The sequence below is a fragment of the Selenomonas sp. oral taxon 149 str. 67H29BP genome, assembly GCF_000146365.1.
Taxonomy (GTDB): Bacteria; Bacillota; Negativicutes; order Selenomonadales; family Selenomonadaceae; genus Centipeda; species Centipeda felix.
The window spans coordinates 2,217,853-2,239,857 of sequence record NZ_GL397087.1 but is presented as its reverse complement, the minus strand read 5'-3'; the positions used below and the strand labels follow the sequence as shown (position 1 = coordinate 2,239,857).

At 56.3% G+C, this 22,005-nt stretch carries 19 protein-coding genes, 2 tRNA genes and 1 pseudogene; 2 read left to right on the top strand and 20 right to left on the bottom strand.

The genetic code is table 11. From position 1 onward, the window contains the following. Positions 1–44: 44 nt before the first annotated feature. A complete protein-coding gene (locus HMPREF9166_RS10570) occupies positions 45–1,445 on the bottom strand; it encodes an anion permease (RefSeq protein WP_009754002.1) in 1,401 nt (466 codons plus the stop codon). 177 nt (positions 1,446–1,622) lie between these two features. Between HMPREF9166_RS10570 and HMPREF9166_RS10565 the strand changes: the two genes are divergently transcribed. Beyond that, entirely contained in the window at positions 1,623–2,540 is a 918-nt protein-coding gene (locus HMPREF9166_RS10565) for a LysR family transcriptional regulator (protein WP_009754001.1), read from the top strand. Between the two features lie 228 nt (positions 2,541–2,768). Here the strand turns inward: HMPREF9166_RS10565 and HMPREF9166_RS10560 are convergent, their stop codons facing one another. The 3 genes from HMPREF9166_RS10560 to HMPREF9166_RS10550 form a co-directional block, all read right to left on the bottom strand. Further along, on the bottom strand, positions 2,769–3,188 hold the full coding sequence (locus HMPREF9166_RS10560; protein ID WP_006691133.1) for a rhodanese-like domain-containing protein: 420 nt from the start codon (positions 3,186–3,188) through the stop codon (positions 2,769–2,771). Positions 3,189–3,302: 114 nt separating this feature from the next. Continuing rightward, a complete protein-coding gene (locus tag HMPREF9166_RS10555) occupies positions 3,303–5,438 on the bottom strand; it encodes a flagellar hook-basal body complex protein (RefSeq protein ID WP_009754000.1) in 2,136 nt (711 codons plus the stop codon). 22 nt (positions 5,439–5,460) lie between these two features. Further along, complete coding sequence (locus tag HMPREF9166_RS10550) at positions 5,461–5,754, bottom strand: TIGR02530 family flagellar biosynthesis protein (protein WP_232294868.1); 294 nt, start codon at positions 5,752–5,754, stop codon at positions 5,461–5,463. A 244-nt stretch (positions 5,755–5,998) separates the two neighbouring features. Here HMPREF9166_RS10550 and HMPREF9166_RS10545 point away from each other — a divergent pair, with 244 nt between their 5' ends. Continuing rightward, positions 5,999–6,193 (top strand): ribbon-helix-helix protein, CopG family, encoded by a 195-nt coding sequence (locus HMPREF9166_RS10545; RefSeq protein ID WP_009753998.1) that lies wholly within the window; start codon positions 5,999–6,001, stop codon positions 6,191–6,193. A 223-nt stretch (positions 6,194–6,416) separates the two neighbouring features. Here HMPREF9166_RS10545 and HMPREF9166_RS10540 read toward each other — a convergent pair whose 3' ends face one another. The 16 genes and pseudogenes from HMPREF9166_RS10540 to HMPREF9166_RS10465 form a co-directional block, all read right to left on the bottom strand. Continuing rightward, entirely contained in the window at positions 6,417–7,175 is a 759-nt protein-coding gene (locus HMPREF9166_RS10540; protein WP_009753997.1) for a sulfite exporter TauE/SafE family protein, read from the bottom strand. A gap of 74 nt (positions 7,176–7,249) precedes the next feature. After that, positions 7,250–7,324, bottom strand: a tRNA-Glu gene (locus tag HMPREF9166_RS10535). Between the two features lie 5 nt (positions 7,325–7,329). Continuing rightward, positions 7,330–7,404 (bottom strand) — tRNA-Glu (locus HMPREF9166_RS10530). Between the two features lie 51 nt (positions 7,405–7,455). Beyond that, positions 7,456–7,605 (bottom strand): annotated as a pseudogene (locus tag HMPREF9166_RS13250) (anaerobic C4-dicarboxylate transporter family protein); the annotation flags it as partial. 92 nt (positions 7,606–7,697) lie between these two features. Then, positions 7,698–9,020, bottom strand: coding sequence for an NAD(P)H-dependent oxidoreductase (locus HMPREF9166_RS10520; RefSeq protein WP_039981386.1), 1,323 nt, complete (start codon positions 9,018–9,020; stop codon positions 7,698–7,700). 178 nt (positions 9,021–9,198) lie between these two features. Beyond that, positions 9,199–10,827 carry a chaperonin GroEL gene (gene groL, locus HMPREF9166_RS10515; protein ID WP_009753995.1) on the bottom strand — a complete coding sequence of 543 codons (1,629 nt, stop codon included), beginning with the start codon at positions 10,825–10,827 and terminating at the stop codon, positions 9,199–9,201. A gap of 194 nt (positions 10,828–11,021) precedes the next feature. Further along, positions 11,022–11,303, bottom strand: a complete 282-nt coding sequence (groES, locus tag HMPREF9166_RS10510) for a co-chaperone GroES (protein WP_009753994.1) — start codon at positions 11,301–11,303, stop codon at positions 11,022–11,024. A 255-nt stretch (positions 11,304–11,558) separates the two neighbouring features. Continuing rightward, positions 11,559–13,283 carry a methyl-accepting chemotaxis protein gene (locus tag HMPREF9166_RS10505; RefSeq protein ID WP_009753993.1) on the bottom strand — a complete coding sequence of 575 codons (1,725 nt, stop codon included), beginning with the start codon at positions 13,281–13,283 and terminating at the stop codon, positions 11,559–11,561. Between the two features lie 13 nt (positions 13,284–13,296). Next, the gene (locus HMPREF9166_RS10500) at positions 13,297–14,217 is read right to left on the bottom strand and encodes a sugar ABC transporter substrate-binding protein (protein ID WP_009753992.1); all 921 of its coding nucleotides are present in this window, start codon (positions 14,215–14,217) and stop codon (positions 13,297–13,299) included. Positions 14,218–14,246: 29 nt separating this feature from the next. Then, the gene (ilvN, locus tag HMPREF9166_RS10495) at positions 14,247–14,747 is read right to left on the bottom strand and encodes an acetolactate synthase small subunit (RefSeq protein WP_009753991.1); all 501 of its coding nucleotides are present in this window, start codon (positions 14,745–14,747) and stop codon (positions 14,247–14,249) included. A 1-nt stretch (position 14,748) separates the two neighbouring features. Next, complete coding sequence (gene ilvB, locus HMPREF9166_RS10490; RefSeq protein WP_039981741.1) at positions 14,749–16,431, bottom strand: biosynthetic-type acetolactate synthase large subunit; 1,683 nt, start codon at positions 16,429–16,431, stop codon at positions 14,749–14,751. A 70-nt stretch (positions 16,432–16,501) separates the two neighbouring features. Next, positions 16,502–17,149, bottom strand: coding sequence for a ComF family protein (locus HMPREF9166_RS10485; RefSeq protein WP_039981384.1), 648 nt, complete (start codon positions 17,147–17,149; stop codon positions 16,502–16,504). A 786-nt stretch (positions 17,150–17,935) separates the two neighbouring features. Beyond that, on the bottom strand, positions 17,936–18,988 hold the full coding sequence (locus HMPREF9166_RS10480) for an L-threonylcarbamoyladenylate synthase (RefSeq protein WP_009753988.1): 1,053 nt from the start codon (positions 18,986–18,988) through the stop codon (positions 17,936–17,938). A gap of 61 nt (positions 18,989–19,049) precedes the next feature. Further along, positions 19,050–19,928, bottom strand: a complete 879-nt coding sequence (prmC, locus tag HMPREF9166_RS10475; RefSeq protein ID WP_009753987.1) for a peptide chain release factor N(5)-glutamine methyltransferase — start codon at positions 19,926–19,928, stop codon at positions 19,050–19,052. Further along, entirely contained in the window at positions 19,928–20,992 is a 1,065-nt protein-coding gene (gene prfA / locus HMPREF9166_RS10470; RefSeq protein WP_009753986.1) for a peptide chain release factor 1, read from the bottom strand. The genes prmC and prfA overlap by 1 nt, the downstream gene beginning before the upstream one ends. Then, positions 20,986–21,909 (bottom strand): DUF1385 domain-containing protein, encoded by a 924-nt coding sequence (locus HMPREF9166_RS10465; RefSeq protein WP_009753985.1) that lies wholly within the window; start codon positions 21,907–21,909, stop codon positions 20,986–20,988. Before HMPREF9166_RS10465 ends, prfA begins: the two co-directional genes overlap by 7 nt. Between the last annotated feature and the right edge of the window lie 96 nt (positions 21,910–22,005).

The following is a 22,005-nucleotide window of genomic DNA, read 5'->3' as shown; positions in this document are numbered from 1 at the left end:
AAATCTCTCCTTTATATAAATATACAGAGTTACCGAACACAACGTTACCAAATACCGAGGAGCTTCCACCAGACGGGGCCGATGCCGATCCATATAAGAATGTTGATGACGGAGCAGAGGAAGCCCATCCTCCACCACTGTTCCTGCGTCACATAGCCCGCACCGAAGTAGATGGGAGCCGACCCCGTGGAGTAATGTGTCAGCCCCGCCATAAGATTCGAGAGAAAAGCCAGTCCGAGCGCGGCGAGATAGGGCGGTGCGCCTGCAGCCACGGCGACGGCGAGGAACGCCGCATACATTGCCGTCGCATGCCCCGAGAGGCTCGCAAAACCATAGTGACTGTAGAGGTAGACCAGAAAGAGAATGCCGAGTGTCAGTCCCCATGAAATCCCCGTCATCGCCCCCGTGACGCTGGCGGCGAACCATGGAATAAAGCCAATCTTATTCAGTGCACCCGCAAGGCTGACGACGCCGCCCATCCACATCATGCCATCCCATGCGCCCTTTTCCTTCAGCACATCCTCCCATGTGAGGACGCCTGTGAGGAGCATTGCCGTCACACCGAGCAGAGCGGCAATGGTTGCATTCACGCCCGTATAGCCCGATGTACTCCAAAGGAGAAGCGCACCGACAAAGATGCCGCAGATAATTTTCTCATCGCGTGTCATCCGGCCCATCTCCGCAAGTTTTTCACGCGCGAGCGACTGCGCCTCGGGCGTTTCCCGAATCTCGGGAGGATAGAACTTATAGAGGACATAGGGCAAAACAATCATCGAAAGCAGGACGGGCACGATGCCCGCCGTCGCCCAAAGACCCCACGAGAGTTCGATCCCCGCCGTGTCGCGCGCCAGCTCCGCCATCAGGGGGTTCGGTGCGCACGCCGTCAAAAATGCAGCGGCAATCGGCGCATCCACCTGGAAGGATACAACGAGCAGGAACGCACCGATTCTGCGCGCTGTCGCGCCCGGCTCCGACCCAAAAACCGAGGCGAGACTGCGTACAATCGGAAAGAGAATACCGCCCGAACGTGCGGTGTTCGACGGCGTTGCGGGCGCAATGATGAAGTCGCTGAGAACAAGCGTATAGGCTAGTTTCAGGCTGCTCGATCCAAATTTCAGAATGAGACAGTAGGCGATCCGCCGCCCGAGTCCCGTCTTGATGAAGCCCTGTGCGAAGAGGAACGCCGACACAATCAGCCAAATGACCGTATTGCTGAATCCCGCGAGTGCCTCCGCCGGCTTGATCGTATTGGTCAGCGCCGCAAATGTAATCGCCGCAAGTGCGACCGTTCCAAGCGGGAATGGCTGCAAAATGAACCCCAGAATCGTACCCGCGAAGATCGCAAACAGATGCCATGCCGCAGGCGTCAGCCCATCGGGTATCGGCATGAACCAGAGGACGGCAATCAGTCCTGCCGTCAGAAAGCATCGTACTCCCTTACTCAAAAGAGTCCCCTCCCTTAATGATATATAATACACAGTGGACGGTTTTGTTCGCCCATTCCTCCGAGAGCATCTGCACAGACTCTTTACTTATATTTGATTATACGTTATTCTTTCCTATAAGTCGAATACGTAAAATCCTATTTTATTGATAAGAAAAATCTTATATCGAGGTGCATCATGGAGTTCCGACAGTTCCGCTATATCTTAAAAATTGCCGAGGAGGGCACACTCTCAAGTGCAGCGAAAAAACTCTACGTCTCACAGCCATCGCTCTCACAGATGCTTGCCGCCCAGGAAAAGAAGATCGGGGCACCGCTTTTCGACCGCGGCGGCACATGCCTCACACCAACCGCCGTCGGCAGGCTGTATCTTGAAACAGCGCGCAGCATCATCGCACTCGACGAAGCGTTCCATCAGCAGGTGGACGACTGCATGCGCGGCGCAGCAGGTAATGTGACGGTTGGGCTGACGCAGTTCCGCAGTACACATCTTCTCGCGCCCATGCTGCCCGCCTTTCGTGCAAAATATCCAAAGATCATGCTGCATCTTCGCGAGGACACGACCTACCGACTCGAGGAGCTTGCCGAGGCGGGGGAGACGGACTGCATCATTTCGCTGCTGCCCGTAAGCGAGCATCGTTTCGACTACGATGTGCTCTTCAAGGAGCGGCTTATGCTCGCACTGCCTCCCGCGCATCCCATAAGCACGGCTCTCGGACTGTTGCCCGGTGACCGTACAGCACCGCCAATCGTTCCGCTTGCCGCACTTCGCGACACACCGTTCCTCCTGATGCACCGCGAGCAGAAACTCCACGATACGCTCTTCATGTTCTGTAAGGCGGCAGGCTTCCTCCCGCAGGTTACGCTTGAGACGCGCAGCATGAACACGGCACATGCGCTTGCGGGCGCAGGACTCGGTGCCGCGATTCTCCCCGAAACACTCATTGTCGCTGCACCGCCCGCCAATCCGCCCTGCTACGCTGCCATCGAGGGCGACCCGCATCGCACAATCATCCTCGCCCGCGCAAAGAACCGCTACCTCCCCCGCGCCGTTGATATTTTTCGAAAGGAACTGCAGGCGTTTTGTGCAAAGTGAGGATAAAAAAACTGCTGTACGAAGCTAAAAGATCTTCATACAGCAGCCCTGCTTTAATTTTCCAGGAATCCATCACCAACAAGAGAAGCCTTCAGACCCGGCGTGATTTTTTCGTCCGATCATGGTGAAAAACCGGACACGCGGCAAAGTCTATGTGGGGAATTTCCCGCCGAGATGCGGGAAAAAAGATGCGTCAAGACAGCGCGGCTGAATTTATCAGTGCTTCCCTTACTTCACAACATCCCCATGCCAGTTGTTGATCCCGCCCATCTCCACAATATGCGTATAGCCCATGTTCGCGAGCTTCTGCGCCGCCTGCTGACTGCGTGCACCGCTGCGGCAGTAGACAAAGATCATCTGATCCTTATCGGGCAGCTCCTTTGGCGGCACCGTAGTAATGGATTCGTTCGGCACATTGATGGCATGCGGAATATGTCCGCCTGCATATTCCCCCGCGGTCCGCACGTCCAAAATAATATAGTTCGTATTCTCCGCCATCATCCGCTGCGCCTCATCGGATGCGACACGCTGAAATGCTGCCATCGCCTCTTCCTTTCCCTCCGATGCCGCTGACGACTGTGCTCCGCCGCAGCCGGAGACAGACAGCATCAGCATAACGACGAACATCAATACCATCCATATTCTCATCGTATCACTCCTTAAAGTAGTTTTATTCTTTTATTATAACAATTATCCTGAACTTTTGCAAACGGTATACGAAAAAACCGCCGCACCAGAATGATGCAGCGGCGAAAAAATCAATTAACGTTTCATACTAATGAGCGTTTCAAGCATCTCATCGGCAACAGTGATGATCTTCGAGTTGGACTGGAATCCACGCTGAGTAACGATCATATCCGAAAATTGGTCGGCAAGGTCAACATTGGACATCTCAAGTGCTGACGGTGTAATCGTACAGCCGAGATCCGATGCGGTTTTAACATTTGCTGCGCCTGAGTTGTTCGACTGCTGGAAGAAGTTCCCTCCGGCACGCGTCAGCCCTGACGGATTATTGAACTGCGCGATGGCAAGCTGTGCCTCCGCCTTGATCTTGCCATTCGAATAAACGCCCGTGATCGTTCCCGTACTGTCGATTGTCACATTCTTCAGAACGCCTTCGGCATTGCCATCCGACTCTGCCTTGATCGTGCTGCTGCCGCTGTACTGCGTGAGCGCACCAAGGCTGACAGTCACTTTATGCGGCTTTGGCTCCTCTGCACCTTCCCGTTTATAAGACAAAGATACAGTTGCGTCCCCGCTCACATAATGCCCGGTCTGGCTGAACTTCAATCGAGTCTTTGTCAGTTGCGCAGAGACCTCTGTTCCATTATCTTCTTTGTAGCTATAGGTGTCATCGGCGCCGAGGCTCATATCCCACTCATTTGCCCCCACTTTGCGGAATACGAGAGGAATGCTGTGCGCCCCGCCAAGACTATCATAAACTGTAAACGTCGTCACGGATGGTGGGTAATACATATTGCCAACCGTATACTCCCCATTGATTGCACCAGTAAACACCTGCCCATCCTTCGTAGTGAGGGTGACGGATTCCTCCTCTTTGGACGTTCGCGTGACGCTCTTTACTTTACCATCGTCGCCGTTAAGACGTCCTCTGTAAATATACTCCTGATCGTTCTTTGTAACAATATATCGCTTCGTTGCAGCGAATTTTGCCGAGGCCATCCTCGTGCATTCGTTCCCATCCAACTTTGTACCGTTGCTGTATGTATTAGGCGTAGCAGCTTTAACGTCCGTTTCTGCCTCCATCTTCGAAATGCTCATCCCAAATTTGAGCCTATCACCATCCTGATAAGTAAAATCTTTTGGCGACGGGACTTTTACTTTAACCTTGTTTGTTAAGGTCTTTAGTGTTGTTGTACCATCCGGATTCAATATCTTTGCATTTTTCAGTGTCAACTCTGTCACACCAGGATCCGAACCATTTGTGGTTACGCCATTCGTATCAATTTCACCGCTGATCGTAAAATTCTGTCCAATGGAATAAGGACCGCCTGTATTAACATCGAACTCAATATCTGAAAATGTCGTTCCGTTCTGCTCCTGAATACTAAAAGAATCCGGATTGTTTTTCAAAGTAAGCCCAATATTGTGCCCATTGGGATCAAGGGAGGTTACTGTCGTTTTGAACAGAGCTCTGCCCTGCGTGGCACCAGGCACACACAGATCGTCATTCGTCGTGAACTTGTAATCTGCTACATCATCGTCAAGCGTGACAGACCGATTTTTATCCGTCCCGAGAGACATTACGCCCACATTTCCCTGTTTATAGGAGGCAAGAGACTTCTGCGTTCCATCTTTATACTTTGCAACGATACTCGCAATCTCATAGCCCTTCGTGTTGGCGTTCAAATTGTTCAAATAGGTAGCAGCCCCTGTCATCTCCGGCTGCATGCTCTTTCCTGCCTTGATCGTGATATTACCAGGCTGCTCCGTAGTTACCAATTCACCGTTCTCACGTGCCATCCATCCCTGCACAAACGAACCGTTGCCAGGTAAGACATAGTTGCCCTGCGCATCGAACTCGAAAGCTCCATCACGTGTATAATACGTTCCCGACCCATTCTTTACGATAAAGAGGCCATTCCCCGAAAGAGCAACATCGGTGTTCTTTCCTGTTCCCTGCGCACTGGCATCGCCAAAGATCGTATCGATAGAGGCGACGTTCATCCCAAGACCAATCTGCTTCGGATTGATACCACCAAGGTTCCCCGTGGGTGCAGATGCTCCTGAGCTTGTCTGATACAGTGTATCGGCAAAAGTGACACGACTTGCCTTGTACCCCACGGTATTCACATTTGCAATATTATGCCCGACGACATCCATACGGGTCTGATGTCCTTTAAGCCCTGACACCCCCGAAAACATCGAACGCATCATAATAAATCTCTCCCCTCACATATTACAAAATGGCAGCACTGTCGATGTTGGTAAAGATGTTTTCCTTCGCACTCGCGTCATCGAGTGCCGTGATCACCGTGCGATTTTTTACGCTGACGACCATGGCAAGCCCATGACTCATGTAAATGAGCGCATCGCGCACGCCCTTTGCCGCCATACGATCAACCGCATCATCAATCCGTGCGAGATCATCTGCCGTGAGATCGACGCCGCGCTGTTCGATCCGCGCCTTTGCGTGCGCCGAGAAACGCGTACGGCTCTCCGCCTGATTGAGCAGTGCCTGAAAAGCATCCATGGGTAGAGACGCTCCCTGTCCCCTGCCGACGCGTGCGCTTCCCTGCTCGGCGCCCCCTTGTACAGCAGGATTTACTTTCATTTTTCACCTACACTTTATAACATATTTTATAACATAATTTTTCAATCACTATATCGTATATATTTCATATTTACTTAAGCATTTTATAGATATGTTTTACAACAATATATCAATCATATATTTTATAACCACTCATATATAAACTAACCATGAGGTGATATATATGACCACAAAACTAGTAATCACAAAGAAAAAACGCGGAGAGGATGGGCATAAAACCCTATCCATCCGCGTACGGGAAGATATTATTGACCGTCTGGACGACCTCGCTGGTCAGACGGGGCGCTCACGCAACGAATTGATCGGACTATTGCTCAATTTCGCGCTGAACAACAGTGAAGTCGTCGCTGAGCGGTAAGTAATCGCTGATAGATTCAACCTGTTTTTCACATCGAAATCTTGCTCTGACGGCAAGAGCGGAGGGGGATTCGTCTGAATCAGTTGGCTGCCGCGCTAATTGCCGGTGGGCTCAAAAACGTTACGAATACATACGAAAAGAGCCATGATACGGCATAATTTCCGTATCACGGCTCTTTTCGTTCCATGACAAATCATTCTATATCACTTCTGCAGCAACACCGTCAGTGAAACAGAATCATAATCGCACCGCCGATGGTCGGCAGGGCAACAATCCAAAAGCGCAAAACAGGCAGCGGCGCGAGGTGCGTCAGCTTTGCCCCAGCATACGAGCCGAGCGAGAGCGCGACGAGCGTCTGGATGAACAGCCACGGCTCCAGCTGTCCATAGAGGAGATAGCCGATGCCGCCGCTGATCGAGATGGGCACGATGATCATCATCGTTGTTCCGATGGCCTGCAGGAGCGGCACACCGAACACGACCATGAGGGCGATCTGTATATAGGCCGCAGAGCCGATGCCGAACGCGCCCGAGAGGACGCCGCAGAGAAAGCCGATGGGCAGCCCATAGAGATAGAGGCGCCGCCCCGTCAAGAGCTCCTCACGAACGTGGATATGCGCCGAGAGCCACACGGCACGGTAAATGCGCAGATAGAGGAGGAAGGCGCTCGACAGGAGCATAACGCCCGTAAAGAGGCTGAGATTCGGTGCCTCCATGTGGTTGGAAATCACCGCACCGAGGAGTGCACCGAGAAGACCGCCCGCGCCAAGTACCGCCCCTGTCAGGGGCACGACTTCACGCTCGCGGTAGTGACTGACTGCCCCCGACAGTGTCGTAAATGCCATAGATCCGAGGGCGACGGCTAGAGCCTGGTGGATCGGCACGCAAAATCCGACGACAAGCAATGTGATGATCACGCCGCTGCCGCCCGCCCCGACAAAGCCGATAATTCCGCCCATGAGAAGCATCGATAAGAAGAGCATGCCTGCCCCGCCCCCATTTTTTCATTACGATAGAAAACAAAAAAGAAGCCGTAAACGGCTCCTATCCATTTCGATGGTGACGCCTATGGGATTCGAACCCATGAACCCGCCGTGAGAGGGCGGTGTCTTAACCACTTGACGAAGGCGCCGAATTTGGTGACGCCTATGGGATTCGAACCCATGAACCCGCCGTGAGAGGGCGGTGTCTTAACCACTTGACGAAGGCGCCACATATGTCAACGGAAGTTACTATATCATAGGGGGGGAGAAAAATCAAGGAAATTTTTTGAATCACTTTTTTGGGCGTACAGCCAACGCCAAAGATGAGTACGGCAAGGGAGACACCGCTCGACATGCCGAGAAAGATGCCGCCAACGCGTGCACCGACGAGAAGCATCCCAAACACAACAATGAGTTCAAGCCAAAACATACATTACATCCTCATATCTCAGTTTCTCAAAAGTGAACCCCCCACGCCTGCATCGTGGGGGGCATTGTATTTTAGGAAGCTCAGCAATTCCTTTACTTCAGCGCGTACCCGTTGGCATACATCTTGTCCTGTTCTTTACGCACCTGATAGAGCTGCGTGGACGTATCGAGGTCGACCATGTCGAGTGTGAGGAGTGTGCCCTTTTTGACATCGCATTTCATGCGTGCGTTTTTGTTGACGAGGGGGTAGACGACGTAGCCGTTTCGGTACGTCTCCTCGGCTGTCGCAATCGAGGCGTAGGTCGTGTAGCCGCCGATGCCATCAAGGCTTTCCCCCGCCTTCAGGTCGCGCTTGGCGACGGTGATGCACTCGCTGACCGGGCCGTCAAGCGGGATGATGGTCGGTTCGCCGTCGATGACGATTTTCGCCACGCTGAGCGGCGTCTCGAGGTTGCAGAGATGATAGGGGCGATAGAGGGTCCAGAGGGGGCCATGCCCCATCTGGAGATAGTCCATCACGTAGGCAGCATCCTCATTCGGACATGCGACGGTGACAAAGACGCCGGGCGCAATGCCATTGACATACTCCACGACGCCGTGCCGATTCAGGATACCGCCATCCTTCTTGAGCTTAAAGAGTTCGTTGAGATCGGCGCAGCAATGCTGCGGCGAGCCCGCGGGACCGTGAGCACCGATCACGTCGGGGACAAAGCCTGTGGCGTTCGACATCGCCGTCATCTCGACCATGGTCTTCGTGCCGTCCTTGAACGAGGTGAGCATGCGCGGGTTCATCTTGCGGCGGACTGCTTCCTCGTACACGGTATCGGGATTGCAGTCATAGTCGATCTTGTTGTTCTTGCCCTTGCCAATGACCTTGACATCCAGCCCCATCGCACACGCAAAGGAGTAGAGCTCCATGACCGCACCCGGCTCGTCGCCTGCCGAGCCGGTATAGATGACGCCGTTCTTGTCGCCGAGCTTCTTGAGATAGCTGCCGATGACCACATCGGTCTCAACGTCCATCATGACGACGTGCTTTTTGTTGTTCAGTGCGTCGATCGCGATCCGCACGCCGACTTCGGGCACGCCTGTCACATCAATGGCGACCTCGACGAGGTTCGCGTGCGAGATAAATGTGTCGTTCTCTGTCGCAACGTACTTGCCCTGCTCCATGTAGCGATTTGCCTCATCGATGGTCTTTGCGACGGCGATATCCTCGTCACGGACACCCGCGGTATGAAAGGCCTTGATGACCTTATCCAGTGTATGATCGGCAACAATGGCAGGCATAATGCCCTTCATGAGCACCATCTGCGAAACCAGTCCGCGCCCCATCTGCCCCACACCCACGATGCCTGTGCGGATGATCTTGCCCTCTGCCTCGCGTTTCGCGAGTTTCTTATCTATATTCAGCATGCGAAACTCCTTTTGCTCCTCTGTCGATGGAGCTCTATTATCTTCATGCTCTGTAGTATAGCACTGTATCTGTATTTTAACAATCCGTCGATATAGATTGTAAAACAAAAAGAAGCATGCTCCACTGATAGGAAACATGCTTCTTCGCTATTTCACGATATGATCGAGGGCAACTGCCTTACATCATGCCGCCCATACCGCCCATGCCGGGTGCACCTGCAGGTGCCGGAGCCTCAGGCTCGGGCTTGTCCGTGACGAGCGTCTCGGTCGTGAGCACCATGGCAGCGATAGATGCCGCATTCTGCAGGGCAGAGCGCGTGACCTTCGCCGGGTCGACAATGCCCGCGCCGATCATGTCGACGTAGGTGTTCTCGAGTGCATTGAAGCCAACGCCATCGCCCGCCTTCTTCACGCTGTCGACGACAACCGAGCCCTCAAGGCCTGCATTCTCAGCGATCTGGCGCACCGGAGCCTCGACCGCACGGCGCACGATCTCGACGCCGACCTTGACGTCGCCCTCGACGTTCAGCTTGTCGAGTGCCGGGAGGATGTCGATGAACGTCGTGCCGCCGCCGGCAACGATGCCCTCTTCGACTGCCGCACGCGTTGCATTGAGTGCATCCTCAACGCGGTACTTCTTGTCCTTCATCTCGACTTCTGTCGCTGCACCGATCTCGACCACAGCAACACCGCCGGCGAGCTTTGCCAGACGCTCCTGCAGCTTCTCACGGTCAAAGTCGGACGTGGTCTCTGCGATCTGCTTCTTGAGCTGTGCCACGCGTGCGGAGATCTGTGCCTTGTCTCCTGCACCGTCGACAATCGTCGTCTCCTCCTTGGAGGAACGCACCTGACGTGCACGGCCGAGATCCTCGATCGTGACGCTGTCGAGCTTGCGGCCGACCTCTTCGCTGATGACCGTGCCGCCCGTGAGGATAGCGATATCCTCGAGCATCGCCTTGCGGCGGTCGCCAAAACCCGGTGCCTTGACCGCGAGTGCCTTGAACGTGCCGCGCAGCTTGTTGACCACGATGGTCGCAAGAGCCTCACCGTCAAGGTCCTCTGCGATAATGACGATCTGCTTGCCCTGCTTCACGACCTGCTCCAGAACGGGCAGGATATCCGCGACCGAGGAGATCTTGCGGTCGGTGATGAGCACATAGGGATCATCCATGACGGCTTCCATCTTGTCCGTATCCGTCACCATGTACGGCGAGATATAGCCGCGATCGAACTGCATGCCCTCGACAACGGAGAGGTTCGTGTCCATGGTCTTGGACTCCTCAACCGTGATGACGCCGTCCTTGCCGACCTTCTCCATCGCCTCTGCGATGAGCTCGCCGACCTCGGAGTCTGCCGAGGAGATCGACGCAACCTGCGCGATCTTTGCCTTCGTCTCGACCTTCTGTGCCTTGCTCTTGATCTCCTCGACCAGCGTCTTGACCGCCATGTCGATGCCCTTCTTGACGATCATCGGGTTCGCGCCCGCCACGACGTTGCGCATGCCCTCCTGGATCATCGCCTGTGCGAGGAGCGTCGCCGTCGTCGTGCCATCGCCCGCGATGTCGTTCGTCTTCGTCGCAACTTCCTTCACGAGCTGTGCGCCCATGTTCTCGAACGGATCCTCGAGCTCGATGTCACGTGCAATCGTCACGCCGTCATTCGTGATCGTCGGTGCGCCGTACTTCTTATCGAGGACAACGTTGCGTCCCTTCGGGCCAAGCGTTACCTTGACCGCATTTGCCAGTGCATCAACGCCGCGGCCAAGAGCGCGGCGTGCCTCTTCGTCAAACAGAATCTGCTTTGCCATTTATATTGCCTCCACGTTTCGTCTATCTAAGGTAGCACTGATAAAATGAGGTCTGCCAAATTGGCGTAGATTTTTTGTCCGAACAAGGTGGAAAACCAGACGCAGAGTGGGGCTCTGTGGAGGATTTTCCGCCGAAGTGCGGGCGAAAAAGATGCGTCAAGATAGTAGTGCCGAATTTATCAGTACTTCCCTAATTACAGGATTGCCAGAATGTCGCTCTCGCGAACAATGAGGTAGTCCTTGTCGTCAACCTTGATCTCAGAGCCCGAGTACTTCGAGAAAACGACGCTGTCGCCTTCCTTGACCTCAAGGCCTGCACGCTGTCCGTTCTCGAGGAGCTTGCCCGTACCGACCGCAACGACCTTGCCCTTCTGCGGCTTTTCCTTTGCCGTATCGGGGAGCACAATGCCGCTCGCCGTCGTGACATCGCTCTCTGCGACTTCAATGACAACACGTTCGCCCAATGGCTTAATCATGGTATCTTCCTCCTAGTTTATCCCAAATCTTTTTGTCGTGTTAGCACTCTCATTGACTGAGTGCTAACTTACGTTGTCTATAGTAAATGTTTTTAGTCAAAAAGTCAATAGGTATTTTGTAAAAAAGTCAAAAAAACAACAAAGAGCCATAAAAGGCTCTCTGCATAACATGTAAATTTTTCGTGCGAATGGGCAATGCCTCTAAGCGAACCCTAGTGGAACAAACGAGAAAAGTGTGCGGTATGCCCAGCAGCGTTACTCCTTGAACGCCGCCACGAGGTTTTTGAGGCGCGCCGTCCCTTCCTTGAAGGTCTGGATCTTTGCAAGGATATTCTCGTACTCTGCCGCCATGGAGACGACTCTCTCCGCGATGCGCGTGTTGCCCTCCGCACCCTCGTGTGTCGCGTTGCGAATCCCCTCCATCGCCGCATTCATCTCGCTGACGGAGCCCAACAGTTCCTGTGACCGCGACGTTGTCGCCTCTGCAGTTTTGCGGAAGAACTCCGCATCTGCCTTGTACTGCTCTGCTGTTTTGTCCATCAGGTCATAATCGCCGCGGATGTTTTCATCAATGAAGGTGAGCAGCCTATGCGTACCGTCGGAGAGAGCCTGCACCGAGCCCGTAACCTGCCCCGTGAGGCCCTTGATCTTCTCTGCCGTTCCGCGCGACTGCTCGGCGAGCTTTCCGACCTCGCCCGCGACCACGGCAAAGCCGCGTCCCTGCTCACCTGCACGCGCTGCCTCGATGCTTGCGTTCAGAGCGAGGAGGTTCGTCTGTTCGGCGATCTCGGAGATCTCCAGCGTGAGCTGTCCGATCTGGTCGACGATCTTCGAGGACTTGATCGCCTCTGCCACAGAGTCCTTCGTCGAGCCGTAGATCTGACGCGTATTGAGACGCGACTGCTCCATCGTCGTCTGGAGATCGGCGGCACGCTGTGCAACCTCGCGCGTATACTCCTCGCTCTCGCGTGCTGCGTCCGCTGCCCCCTTGATCCCATCGTTCAGCTCCCCGCTGAGATGCTGGACACTGGATGTAGATGCTGCTGTCTCCTCCATGCCTGCGGACATCTCCTCGGTCACGGCAGACATGTCCTGCGTGTCATTGTTGAGCCCATGCAGCATTTCCTCAAGCTCCGCGACCATCGCATCGGTCTGCTCTGCCTCCTCGTGCACCTGCTTCATAAAGCCCTGCATCTTGCCGAGTGCCTTGACCACCGTACCGATTTCATCCGCACGGTCAGAGAGTTCGCGCGGGATCTCACGCGAGAGGTCTCCGGACGCGACGGCACTCAGATGTCCGATGGAGGAAGCGAGCGGATCGGAGATGTTATCTGCAATGCGGCGCGACACAAGAATACCAAAGGCCACCGCAATGACGATGATGATGGCAAAACTGTAGACCGTACGGTCATAGCGCGCATTGTTCGCCTCAAAGAGCTGCTTTCCCTGGAACACGTTATCGGGTGTGAGCACCGCCATATTGCTTGAGATGACGGTGAGCGAGGCGAGATTGTCAAAGATCGCGACGCGATCCTCGGTGGTCGTCCCCATGTTGTTGACCGCTCCGACCTTGTCCGTCGCGACGGTCAGATTTTTTTCCAGTTCGGCAATCGTCGCCTGTGCCCGCTCGCTCGTGTCGATCTTCTTGAGCTCCTCCATGTCGTGATGGAGCGCGTTCAGATTGCCGAGCACATCGTCCACGAGAATCTTGCGGTTGTCCGCTGTGATTCCCTCCTGTAAGATGTACGGCACATTGACGCTGATTTTCCGCAGACGCGTATTGGCATCGTTCAGATACTGTGTCGACATGAGATTATGGTGATACATATCGTCAAGCGACTGCTTTGCCTGATCGTTCGAGTAGATACCGACGACGGCGACAACGAGGATGGCTGCCAAGAGGAATACGGACAGGATGAACACCTTTGTCCGCACGGCATAGTCCTTCATTGCCTCCGCAGAGATGAACGGCAGATTCATGGCACTCCCCTCCTCACTTCGCCTGCGCAAGATTGTCCGCAGTTATGGACGTAAACGGAATCGCAAGATCCCCACTCGGCGGATTTCCCTTGAGGAAGCCCTCTGCAAGTGTGAGTGCCCCCTCACCCTGCGCTTTTGCATCCTGCTTGACCGTCTGCGCCATCTCGCCCGCCTCGACTGCTGCGAGACCCGCAGGGGTGGCATCGACCGCAGAGACAAGGCATCCACTGAGGCGGTTTGCCCCCTTGAGTGCGGCAATCGCACCGAGTGCCATCTCATCATTTCCTGCAACGACACCATTGACCTCGGGGAACATATTCATCCAGAGCATCATGGTCTTCAAGGCCTCGGCCTTGCTCCATCCGGCATCCACGAACGAGAGCAGCTGAATGTCGGGGCGCTTGTCCAGACACGCTGCCTTGAACCCCTCCCAACGGCCGACGGCACTGCTCTGCGTCTCATCGCCCTGCAAATACACGATCTTCGCGTTCGGCGGCAGATGCGCTGCCATGTACTCGCCCTGCATACGCCCCGCCTCCACATCGTCGGAATAGGCGCGGAGCACCTGTCCGCCCGCAACGCTGCGGTTGACTGTGATGACGGGAATGCCCGCATCGTTTGCCTTTTCAATGGTCTTAACGATGCTGGAACCATCGGCAGCAAGCAGGATGATCGCCCCCGCACCGCTGCCAATCGCCTCGTTCAGCTGGTCGATCTGCATATTGCCGTCGTTCTTCGCGTCGAGGAATTCGACCTCAATGCCGTCCGCCTTTGCCTTTGCGGCAAACGCGTCCTTGATCTGCGCGCAGAATCCGTCACTGTCATCGTAGTTTGCGTAGATGACCCGATCCGAACTCGCCCCCGGCAGCCCGCAGCCCGCCAGCGAAAGGCATGCAGCAGGCAGGAGCAGAAGCCCCCATGCCCTGAGATTCATGTCAAAACACTCCTTCCCTACCAAAAAAACTACATCTGCTTGACGGGCACAGGTCCACGCGAGAGCGCAATCGCCCCCGTTCGTGCGATCTCGATGATGCCGTAGTCGGACAGCAGCTCCGAGAGGGCATCGATCTTCTTCGCGTCGCCCGTCAGCTCAATGACGACATTCTCCACGCCGACATCTACGATGCGCGCACGGAAAATGTTCACCACGTCGATGATCTCCGCACGGTTCTCCTTCGTTGCGTGCACCTTGATGAGCACAAGTTCACGCGTGATCGACTCGAACTGCGTGAGGTTGACGATCTTCACCACGTCGATGAGTTTGGAGAGCTGCGTCACGACCTGCCGCAGTTCGTTCTCCGAAGCGACCGAGACAACGATATTGATGCGCGTGACCGAGGTTTCCTCTGTATAGCCGGCAGAGATGCTCTCGATGTTGAAGGCACGGCGGCTGATGAGCCCTGCGATATGGGTCAGGACGCCCGGTTTGTTGTCGACGAGGACGGCAAGCAAATATTTGTCCATCTTATCTTCCTCCCAACACCATCTGATCGAGACTCTTGCCGCCCGGCACCATCGGCACGACATCCGCCTCCTCGGGCACGATGACGTCGATGAGACGCGCTCCTTTTTCGCGGAGCACGCGCGGCAGAACTTCTGCGAACTCCGCCCGCGTTTCGATGCGACATCCCGCGACGCCCATCGCCGCAGCAAGCTTGACGAAGTCCGTCTTGCCCTTGAGCTCCGATGCGGAGTAATGATGATTGTAGAACAGACGCTGCCACTGACCAACCATGCCGAGGATGGAGTTATGTACGATGACAACCTTCACATCAATATCGTTGTCCGCGATGGTCGCAAACTCTTGGCAGTTCATCATGATGCTGCCGTCGCCCGTAATCAGCACAACTTCCTTGTCGGGACGCGCGAGCTTTGCCCCGATCGCCGCAGGAAGCCCGTAGCCCATCGTGCCGAGTCCGCCCGAGGTGAGGAAGCGGCGCGGCTCCGTACACGCATAGTACTGTGCTGCCCACATCTGATGCTGCCCCACATCCGTGACGCAGATGGTATCGGGGCCGACGATTTCGCGCACGCGGTGCAGGAGTTCCTCGGGGCGGATCGCCTCACACTCCTTCCATCCGAGCGGATGCTTTTCCTCCATGGTGCGGACACTCGCCTGCCACGCCGGCATACGGGATGCCACATCTGCCGCCGCAGGACGCAGGGCATCGAGGAAGGCGGGCAGACTCTCGCGCAGATCTCCGAGGACAGGGATGTCGGCGCGCACGTTCTTGTTGAACTCGGCGGGGTCAATGTCAAAGTGGACAATGCGTGCCTTCGGGGCAAACTCTGCCGCTGCGCCCGTCACGCGGTCGCTGAAGCGCGTGCCGACGGCGAGCAGCAGATCACAGTCCTGGATCGCCATATTGGAGGCATAGGTGCCATGCATCCCCGCCATCCCCGTATAGCCCGGCGTATCGGCGGGAACGCCGCCGAGCCCCATCAATGTCGAGACGGCAGGCATCCCCGTCAGCGTGAGGAGCTCCCGCACGTACGCAGATGTATCCGAGAGGATGACGCCGCCGCCGACAAAGAGCAGCGGCCGCTCTGCCGTGCGGAGGGCGTCCGCTGCAGCGCATACGGCATCGACATCCAGCGGTACACTGCCGCTGTATCCGCGCAGTGCAGCGTCAGCAGGAGGGGCAAAGTCGATCTTCGCATCAAATACGTCCTTTGCCACGTCGATGACGACGACACCGGGACGCCCCGTCCGTGCAATGAAAAAGGCCTCCTTGACCACGCGCGGCAGATCGTGCACGTCCTTGACGAGGTAGTTGTGTTTCGTGATCGGCGTCGTGACGCCGACGATGTCCGCCTCCTGAAAGGAGTCCTTGCCGATATAGGGATTGGCAACCTGTCCCGTGATGCAGACCATCGGAACGGAGTCCATATTCGCCGTTGCAATCCCCGTCACGAGGTTCGTCGCACCCGGTCCCGAGGTCGCAAAGACCACGCCAACCTTGCCCGAGGCGCGCGCGTAGCCGTCTGCCGCATGTGCAGCTCCCTGCTCATGGCGCGTAAGGATATGCGGAAATTTCATCTTATATACTTCATCGTACAGCGTGAGGACGGCGCCGCCGGGATAGCCAAAAACGACCTCCACACCCTCCTGCCTAAGGCTCTCCAAGAGAGCCCGCGCTCCATTCATCACCAAAGTAACTCCCCCTTTATCATAGAGTGAATTATAGAGCATTTCTGTCCATTTGACAAGGAAGGACTCAGCGATGTTCCCCCGCGAGTGCAATTGCATAGACACGCCGTGCTCCGCCGTGCCGCAGAACGTGCGCACACTCCGTCAGCGTTGCCCCCGTCGTCATGATATCATCCACGAGCAGGAGATCCTTCCCCTGCACATCTGCGCCATGTACGAGGGCGAACGCGCTGCGCAGTTCCTGTCGCCGCTCCGTACGTGTCATCTCATAGAGCGGCATCGTCTCACGCGTGCGGACAAGAATAGGTTCAAAAGGGATGCCATACGACGCAAACCACGGAGCAAAGATCTCCTCTGTCTGGTTAAAGCCGCGCTCTTTCTGCCGCTGTGGTGCAAGTGGGACGGGAACGGCGATAAGGGACGGCGGCAGCTCCTCCAGTACCTCCTCCCCCGCAGCGAGAATCGTACGCAGATTGTCAAGCACTGCCATCTTTCGGTGATATTTCAGCGCGCGCAAAAGATCACGGATACCGTCACGATAGTGTGCCAAGACCCAGACGCCCGTCAGATCTTCCGCCATCGCGCCCATCTCCATCATGCGGCGCATGCCGATGAGCTGCCGCGCACACGCCGGGCAGAATCCCTGCCGCTCTACACAGGCGTGGCAGGAGGGACAGCGCGGCGGGAAGAGGAAATCGAGAAGTGCAGAAAGCAATTGCATCCCCTCCATCACAAAGAGCCCACTGAGCAATTCTATCTACATGAATTATACATCAATTCAGACCTTTCCGCATTGTTTTCCTTGTAAAAATCTATTGCATTTCCAGTTTATTTATGATATGATAAATTCAGAAAAGAGATATATCTCCTTGGTCATAAATGCTGGAAAGGAGAATGTCTATTGACACAAATTCTTCGGCATGGCGGTATCGTCTCCTGAGCAGTATGCATCTTTGAAGAAGAACTGAGCCTGCATCGACAGGTGCTCCGTTGGCATCATCTCATGAGAACCGTCTAGGCCCGGTCGTCCTCGGGTAGTGTGAGCAGACGACACTCGTGTTACTGTACGATTCATTTTTCGAAAACCACGCGCGCAACTTGGATGATACAGAGATCTCCAAAACGGTTTCAGCTGAACGTACAATATGTGGCTGTGCAGACACACGCGGTGATCTGTGCGGCAAAAAGCAAACACAACTGAATAAGGACGTGGAAACACATTTATGATTGCCAAATGACCGGCAGCTTGCTCGAAACAGAGCGGCTGTCGGTTCTTTCATTTCTCTGCCGCCTGCGCTGCAATGGCGGCACTTTCTTTAGGAAGCACTGATAAATTCAGCACCGCCATCTTAGCGCATCTTTTTTGCCCGCACTTCGTCGGAAAATCCTCCACATAGCTTTGGCTATGCGTCCGGTTTTCCTCCTTGTTCGGACGAAAAAATCTACGCCAATCTGACGGACTTCATTTTATCAGCGATTCCTTTATTCAGCGACTTCCTGTTCAAACATAGATGATGTTGCCCCCGCTCGCCTTACGCAGACGGTTCATGATCGCAATCCCGAGTCCGACCGAACCTGCCCCCTCCGCCAGAAGCGAGGTGACATCCGTATCGTCAAAATGGCGCAGTGCATCGTAGAGACAGGCGGCAAGCGTACTCTGATTGCCGCGCGCGCCGCAGTTGTAGGTATACGCCGCAGGCAGGAGTCCACTGAGGGCCATGATGGTATCGTTGCTGGCGATCAGCGCAGGCCGCTCGCCTGCCGCCATACGGCGCTCGATCTCTATCCGCAGTGCCCTGACGACATCCGTCCCCGCCCCTGCAAAGACCGTGAGCGGCACGCGCGGCGCGTAGTGTGTGTACTTCATGCCGGGGGCACGCGGCGCGGTATCCGCCGAAACGAGGGCCGCATCCATGCGGACGGTGAGATGCGGCAGCTCGGCGGAGATCATCTCAGGGGTCACCGCACCGGGGCGGAGGATGGTGATGCAGCCCTCCTCCGTGCAGTCGACAATGGTGGACTCTACCCCCCAAGAACAGCTGCCGCCATCGAGGATGAGCGGAATCCGCCCCATCATATCTGCCGCCGTCATCGCTGCCGTCGTCGGGCTCGGACGCCCCGAGATGTTCGCCGAGGGTGCAGCAATCGGCATCCCCGCCGCGCGGATGAGTCGACGTGCCACATCATGCGCAGGACAACGCACGCCGACCGTTGCCAGCCCGCCCGTGACCAGCGGCGGAATATGTGCGGCTTTCGGCACAATGACGGTGATGGGGCCCGGCGCGAATGCCGTAAGCAAATGTGCGGCGGCGGGCGGCACATCCTCTGCCGCCTCGTGCAGCATGGAGAGATCGGCGATATGGAGGATGAGCGGATTATCGGAGGGACGTCCCTTCGCCTCGTAGATCCGCGCACACGCCGCTGCATCGAGCCCATTGGCGCCGAGTCCATAGACCGTCTCCGTGGGGAATGCGACCAGCTGTCCGTCGCGGATCAACGCTGCAGCACGCGCAAAATGCTCCGTGGATGTGGGGCGAAGAATCTCCGTCTTCACGTTTTCCCTCCTTCAACAGATCATATACTGCCTACCGGCGAATCCTCCGCTATCGACAGAATCAAATGGTCTCTCCAACGACCACGCGCTCAATCCCCGCCAGATCGCGGAGTGTCTTTGTCCGCACGATGCGCGGATGCGCCGCCATGAGTGCCGCAACGTCCGTTGCCTCATGTACGCCCACCTCAACGGCGAGGACGCCGCCCTCCGTCAGGAGGTCAGGCGCATCCCGCAGGAGGCAACGATAGACGGCGAGCCCGTCTGCTCCACCGTCAAGTGCGAGATGCGGCTCATACGCCTGCACATCCTCCATCAGGGTTTTTACATCAGCAGATGGGATATACGGCGGATTGGACAGGATCATAGCATAGCTGCGTCCGAAGAGCGGCGCCGTGAGGTCACCCGTCAGTACCTCGATGCGCTCCGTCAGTCCCAACGTTGCCGCGTTCTCTGCGGCAACTGCCGCGGCAGCGGGAGAGATGTCCACGGCATCTGCGCGCGTCCCCTCCGTATGGTGCAGGACGGAGAGCGCGATTGCCCCCGTCCCCGTGCCGATATCGGCAAAGCGCAGCTCCCCCGCCCCTGCCTCTGCTCGTGCACGCAGGGTATCCACGGCGAACTGCGCCAGAATCTCCGTATCGGGACGCGGGATGAGCGTATCGCGCGTGACGCGGAAGGCCAGCCCCATGAACTCGCGTCTGCCCAATATGTAGGCAATCGGCACGTGCGCCCCGCGCTCCTTCACATAGCTGCGAAATGTCGCCAGTTCCGCAGGCTCGAGCGGCTCGTCAAAATGCACATAGAGATACATGCGATCCCGACCGAGCACGGCAGCGAGCAGCACCTCGGCATCGAGGCGCGATGTCTCTATGCCGCGCGTGCGGAAAAAATCCGTTGTCCACGTCAGCAGTTCCTGTATTGTCCATACACGCTGCGCCATCAGTTCGCCTGTTTCAGACGTTCTGCCTGATCGGCCGTAATCAGCCCCGCCAGCAGCTCATCCAGCTCGCCGTCCATCACTGCATCAATTTTATAGAGCGTCAGTCCGATACGGTGATCGGTCACGCGTCCCTGCGGGAAATTGTAGGTGCGGATGCGTTCGCTGCGGTCGCCCGAGCCCACCTGGCTGCGGCGGTCGGCCGCAACGGCATCTGCCTGCTCCTGCTGTGCACGGTCGTAGAGACGCGCCCGCAGTACCTTCATCGCCTTCTCGCGATTTTTCAGCTGGGATTTCTCGTCCTGACACTGAACGACGATACCCGTCGGGATATGCGTGATGCGGATCGCCGTCTCCGTACGGTTGACATACTGCCCGCCCGCACCCGACGCACAGTAGGTGTCGATGCGCAGATCGTTCGGATCGATGGTCACCTCGACCTCCTCTGCCTCGGGCAGGACGGCGACGGTCACCGCCGAGGTGTGGATGCGCCCGCCGGACTCCGTGACAGGAATGCGCTGGACGCGATGCGTCCCGCTCTCATACTTGAGTTTGCTGTATGCGCCGGCACCGCTGACGAGAAAGGTGATCTCCTTGAATCCGCCGATCTCCGTCGGATTGCTGCTGAGCACCTCGGTACGCCATCCCTGTCGCTCGGCATAGCGTGCATACATGCGAAAGAGGCTCGCGGCAAAGAGCGCCGCCTCCTCGCCGCCCACGCCGCCGCGAATCTCGACGATGACATTCTTATCGTCGTTCGGGTCGCGCGGCAGGAGGAGAATCGGCAGCTCGGCGGCGAGACGATCGCGCTCTGCCTCCGCCTCTGCGATCTCCTCCGTGAGCATCGCCTTCATCTCGGCATCGGCCTCGGCGAGCATCTCCTTATCCTCATCAATGGTGGCCAGCGCCCGTCGGTAGGATTGGTACGCCTCGACGATCGGCGTAAGCGCCGCGTGCTCGCGTGTGTAACGCTGCCACACCGCCATATCCGCCATCACGGACGGATCGCTCAGCAGTGTCTCAAGCTCACGGTATTTATCTTCTACTGCAGCAAGTTTGCTTAGCACGTTGTCTCCTTATGCTCATTCCGATAATTTCCGCTGCCCGCGGGGATATCCTCTGCCGGCAGCACAGCCTTCAGCGACTCGATCGCCACCTCGACCATCTCATCGGCGGGCGGGCGCGTCGTCAAGTACTGCAGCCACAGTCCGGGCGTGATGAGGATGTGCACAAGGCGATTCTCACTGCGTCCTGCAAAGCGGATGATCTCGTAGGAGGCACCCGCCACGACAGGCAGGATCGCAAGGCGGCTCAGGATACGCAGCCAGAGATCAGGCCAGCCGAAGAAAACGTGAAAGACGATGGCGACCACCATGACGATGAGCAGAAAGTTTGTTCCGCAGCGCGGATGCAGACGCGGAAATTTCTGCACGTTCTCCACGGTCAGTGCCTCTCCTGCCTCGTAGCAGTGGATCGTCTTGTGCTCCGCACCGTGGTATTGGAACACGCGGCGAATGCCGCCCATAAAGGAAATCCCCCAGATATAGAGGAGGAACACCAGAAGGCGGATACCTCCCTCAATGAGGTTGAATACGATGGGATCATCCGTATATGCTGCCGCGAGGTGTGCCGCTCCGGTCGGGATAACGATAAAGAGGATGCTCGCAAGGACGAGGGCAAAGAGGACTGTCATCGCGATTTCCTTCTTCGTCATCTGCTCGTTCTCCTCACCCGCCGCCTGTGCTGAAAAGGAGAGTGCGCGCATCCCGATGATGAGCGACTCCACCATGATGACCGAGCCGCGCACGAGCGGCAGGTTGAGGATGGGATAACGCTCGCGGATAGAGGAAACGGTACGTGTCTCGACATCGATGTCACCGCTTGGCAGGCGCACGGCGGTCGCTGTCTTTGATGCATTGCGCATCATTACCCCCTCAATGACCGCCTGACCCCCGACGGCAAGATCTGTCATTTTCTTTGGCATAGTTTTCCTTTGTCACATAAAAAAGACCATTGCACGATCTCTCGTACAATGGCCTCCTCCTAGTTTTCGTGCAGTGAAGAGGCAAGGTGCAGTGCA

Excerpts from the sequence above, each read along its gene's own strand:
- HMPREF9166_RS10565 (WP_009754001.1), top strand. The coding sequence starts at position 1,623 with ATGGAGTTCCGACAGTTCCGCTATATCTTAAAAATTGCCGAGGAGGGC.
- HMPREF9166_RS10560 (WP_006691133.1), bottom strand. The coding sequence starts at position 3,188 with ATGAGAATATGGATGGTATTGATGTTCGTCGTTATGCTGATGCTGTCT.
- HMPREF9166_RS10555 (WP_009754000.1), bottom strand. The coding sequence starts at position 5,438 with ATGATGCGTTCGATGTTTTCGGGGGTGTCAGGGCTTAAAGGACATCAG.
- HMPREF9166_RS10550 (WP_232294868.1), bottom strand. The coding sequence starts at position 5,754 with ATGGATGCTTTTCAGGCACTGCTCAATCAGGCGGAGAGCCGTACGCGT.
- HMPREF9166_RS10545 (WP_009753998.1), top strand. The coding sequence starts at position 5,999 with ATGACCACAAAACTAGTAATCACAAAGAAAAAACGCGGAGAGGATGGG.
- HMPREF9166_RS10540 (WP_009753997.1), bottom strand. The coding sequence starts at position 7,175 with ATGCTCTTCTTATCGATGCTTCTCATGGGCGGAATTATCGGCTTTGTC.
- HMPREF9166_RS10520 (WP_039981386.1), bottom strand. The coding sequence starts at position 9,020 with ATGCTGAATATAGATAAGAAACTCGCGAAACGCGAGGCAGAGGGCAAG.
- groL (WP_009753995.1), bottom strand. The coding sequence starts at position 10,827 with ATGGCAAAGCAGATTCTGTTTGACGAAGAGGCACGCCGCGCTCTTGGC.
- groES (WP_009753994.1), bottom strand. The coding sequence starts at position 11,303 with ATGATTAAGCCATTGGGCGAACGTGTTGTCATTGAAGTCGCAGAGAGC.
- HMPREF9166_RS10505 (WP_009753993.1), bottom strand. The coding sequence starts at position 13,283 with ATGAATCTGCCGTTCATCTCTGCGGAGGCAATGAAGGACTATGCCGTG.
- HMPREF9166_RS10500 (WP_009753992.1), bottom strand. The coding sequence starts at position 14,217 with ATGAATCTCAGGGCATGGGGGCTTCTGCTCCTGCCTGCTGCATGCCTT.
- ilvN (WP_009753991.1), bottom strand. The coding sequence starts at position 14,747 with ATGGACAAATATTTGCTTGCCGTCCTCGTCGACAACAAACCGGGCGTC.
- ilvB (WP_039981741.1), bottom strand. The coding sequence starts at position 16,431 with ATGAATGGAGCGCGGGCTCTCTTGGAGAGCCTTAGGCAGGAGGGTGTG.
- prmC (WP_009753987.1), bottom strand. The coding sequence starts at position 19,928 with ATGGCGCAGCGTGTATGGACAATACAGGAACTGCTGACGTGGACAACG.
- HMPREF9166_RS10465 (WP_009753985.1), bottom strand. The coding sequence starts at position 21,909 with ATGCCAAAGAAAATGACAGATCTTGCCGTCGGGGGTCAGGCGGTCATT.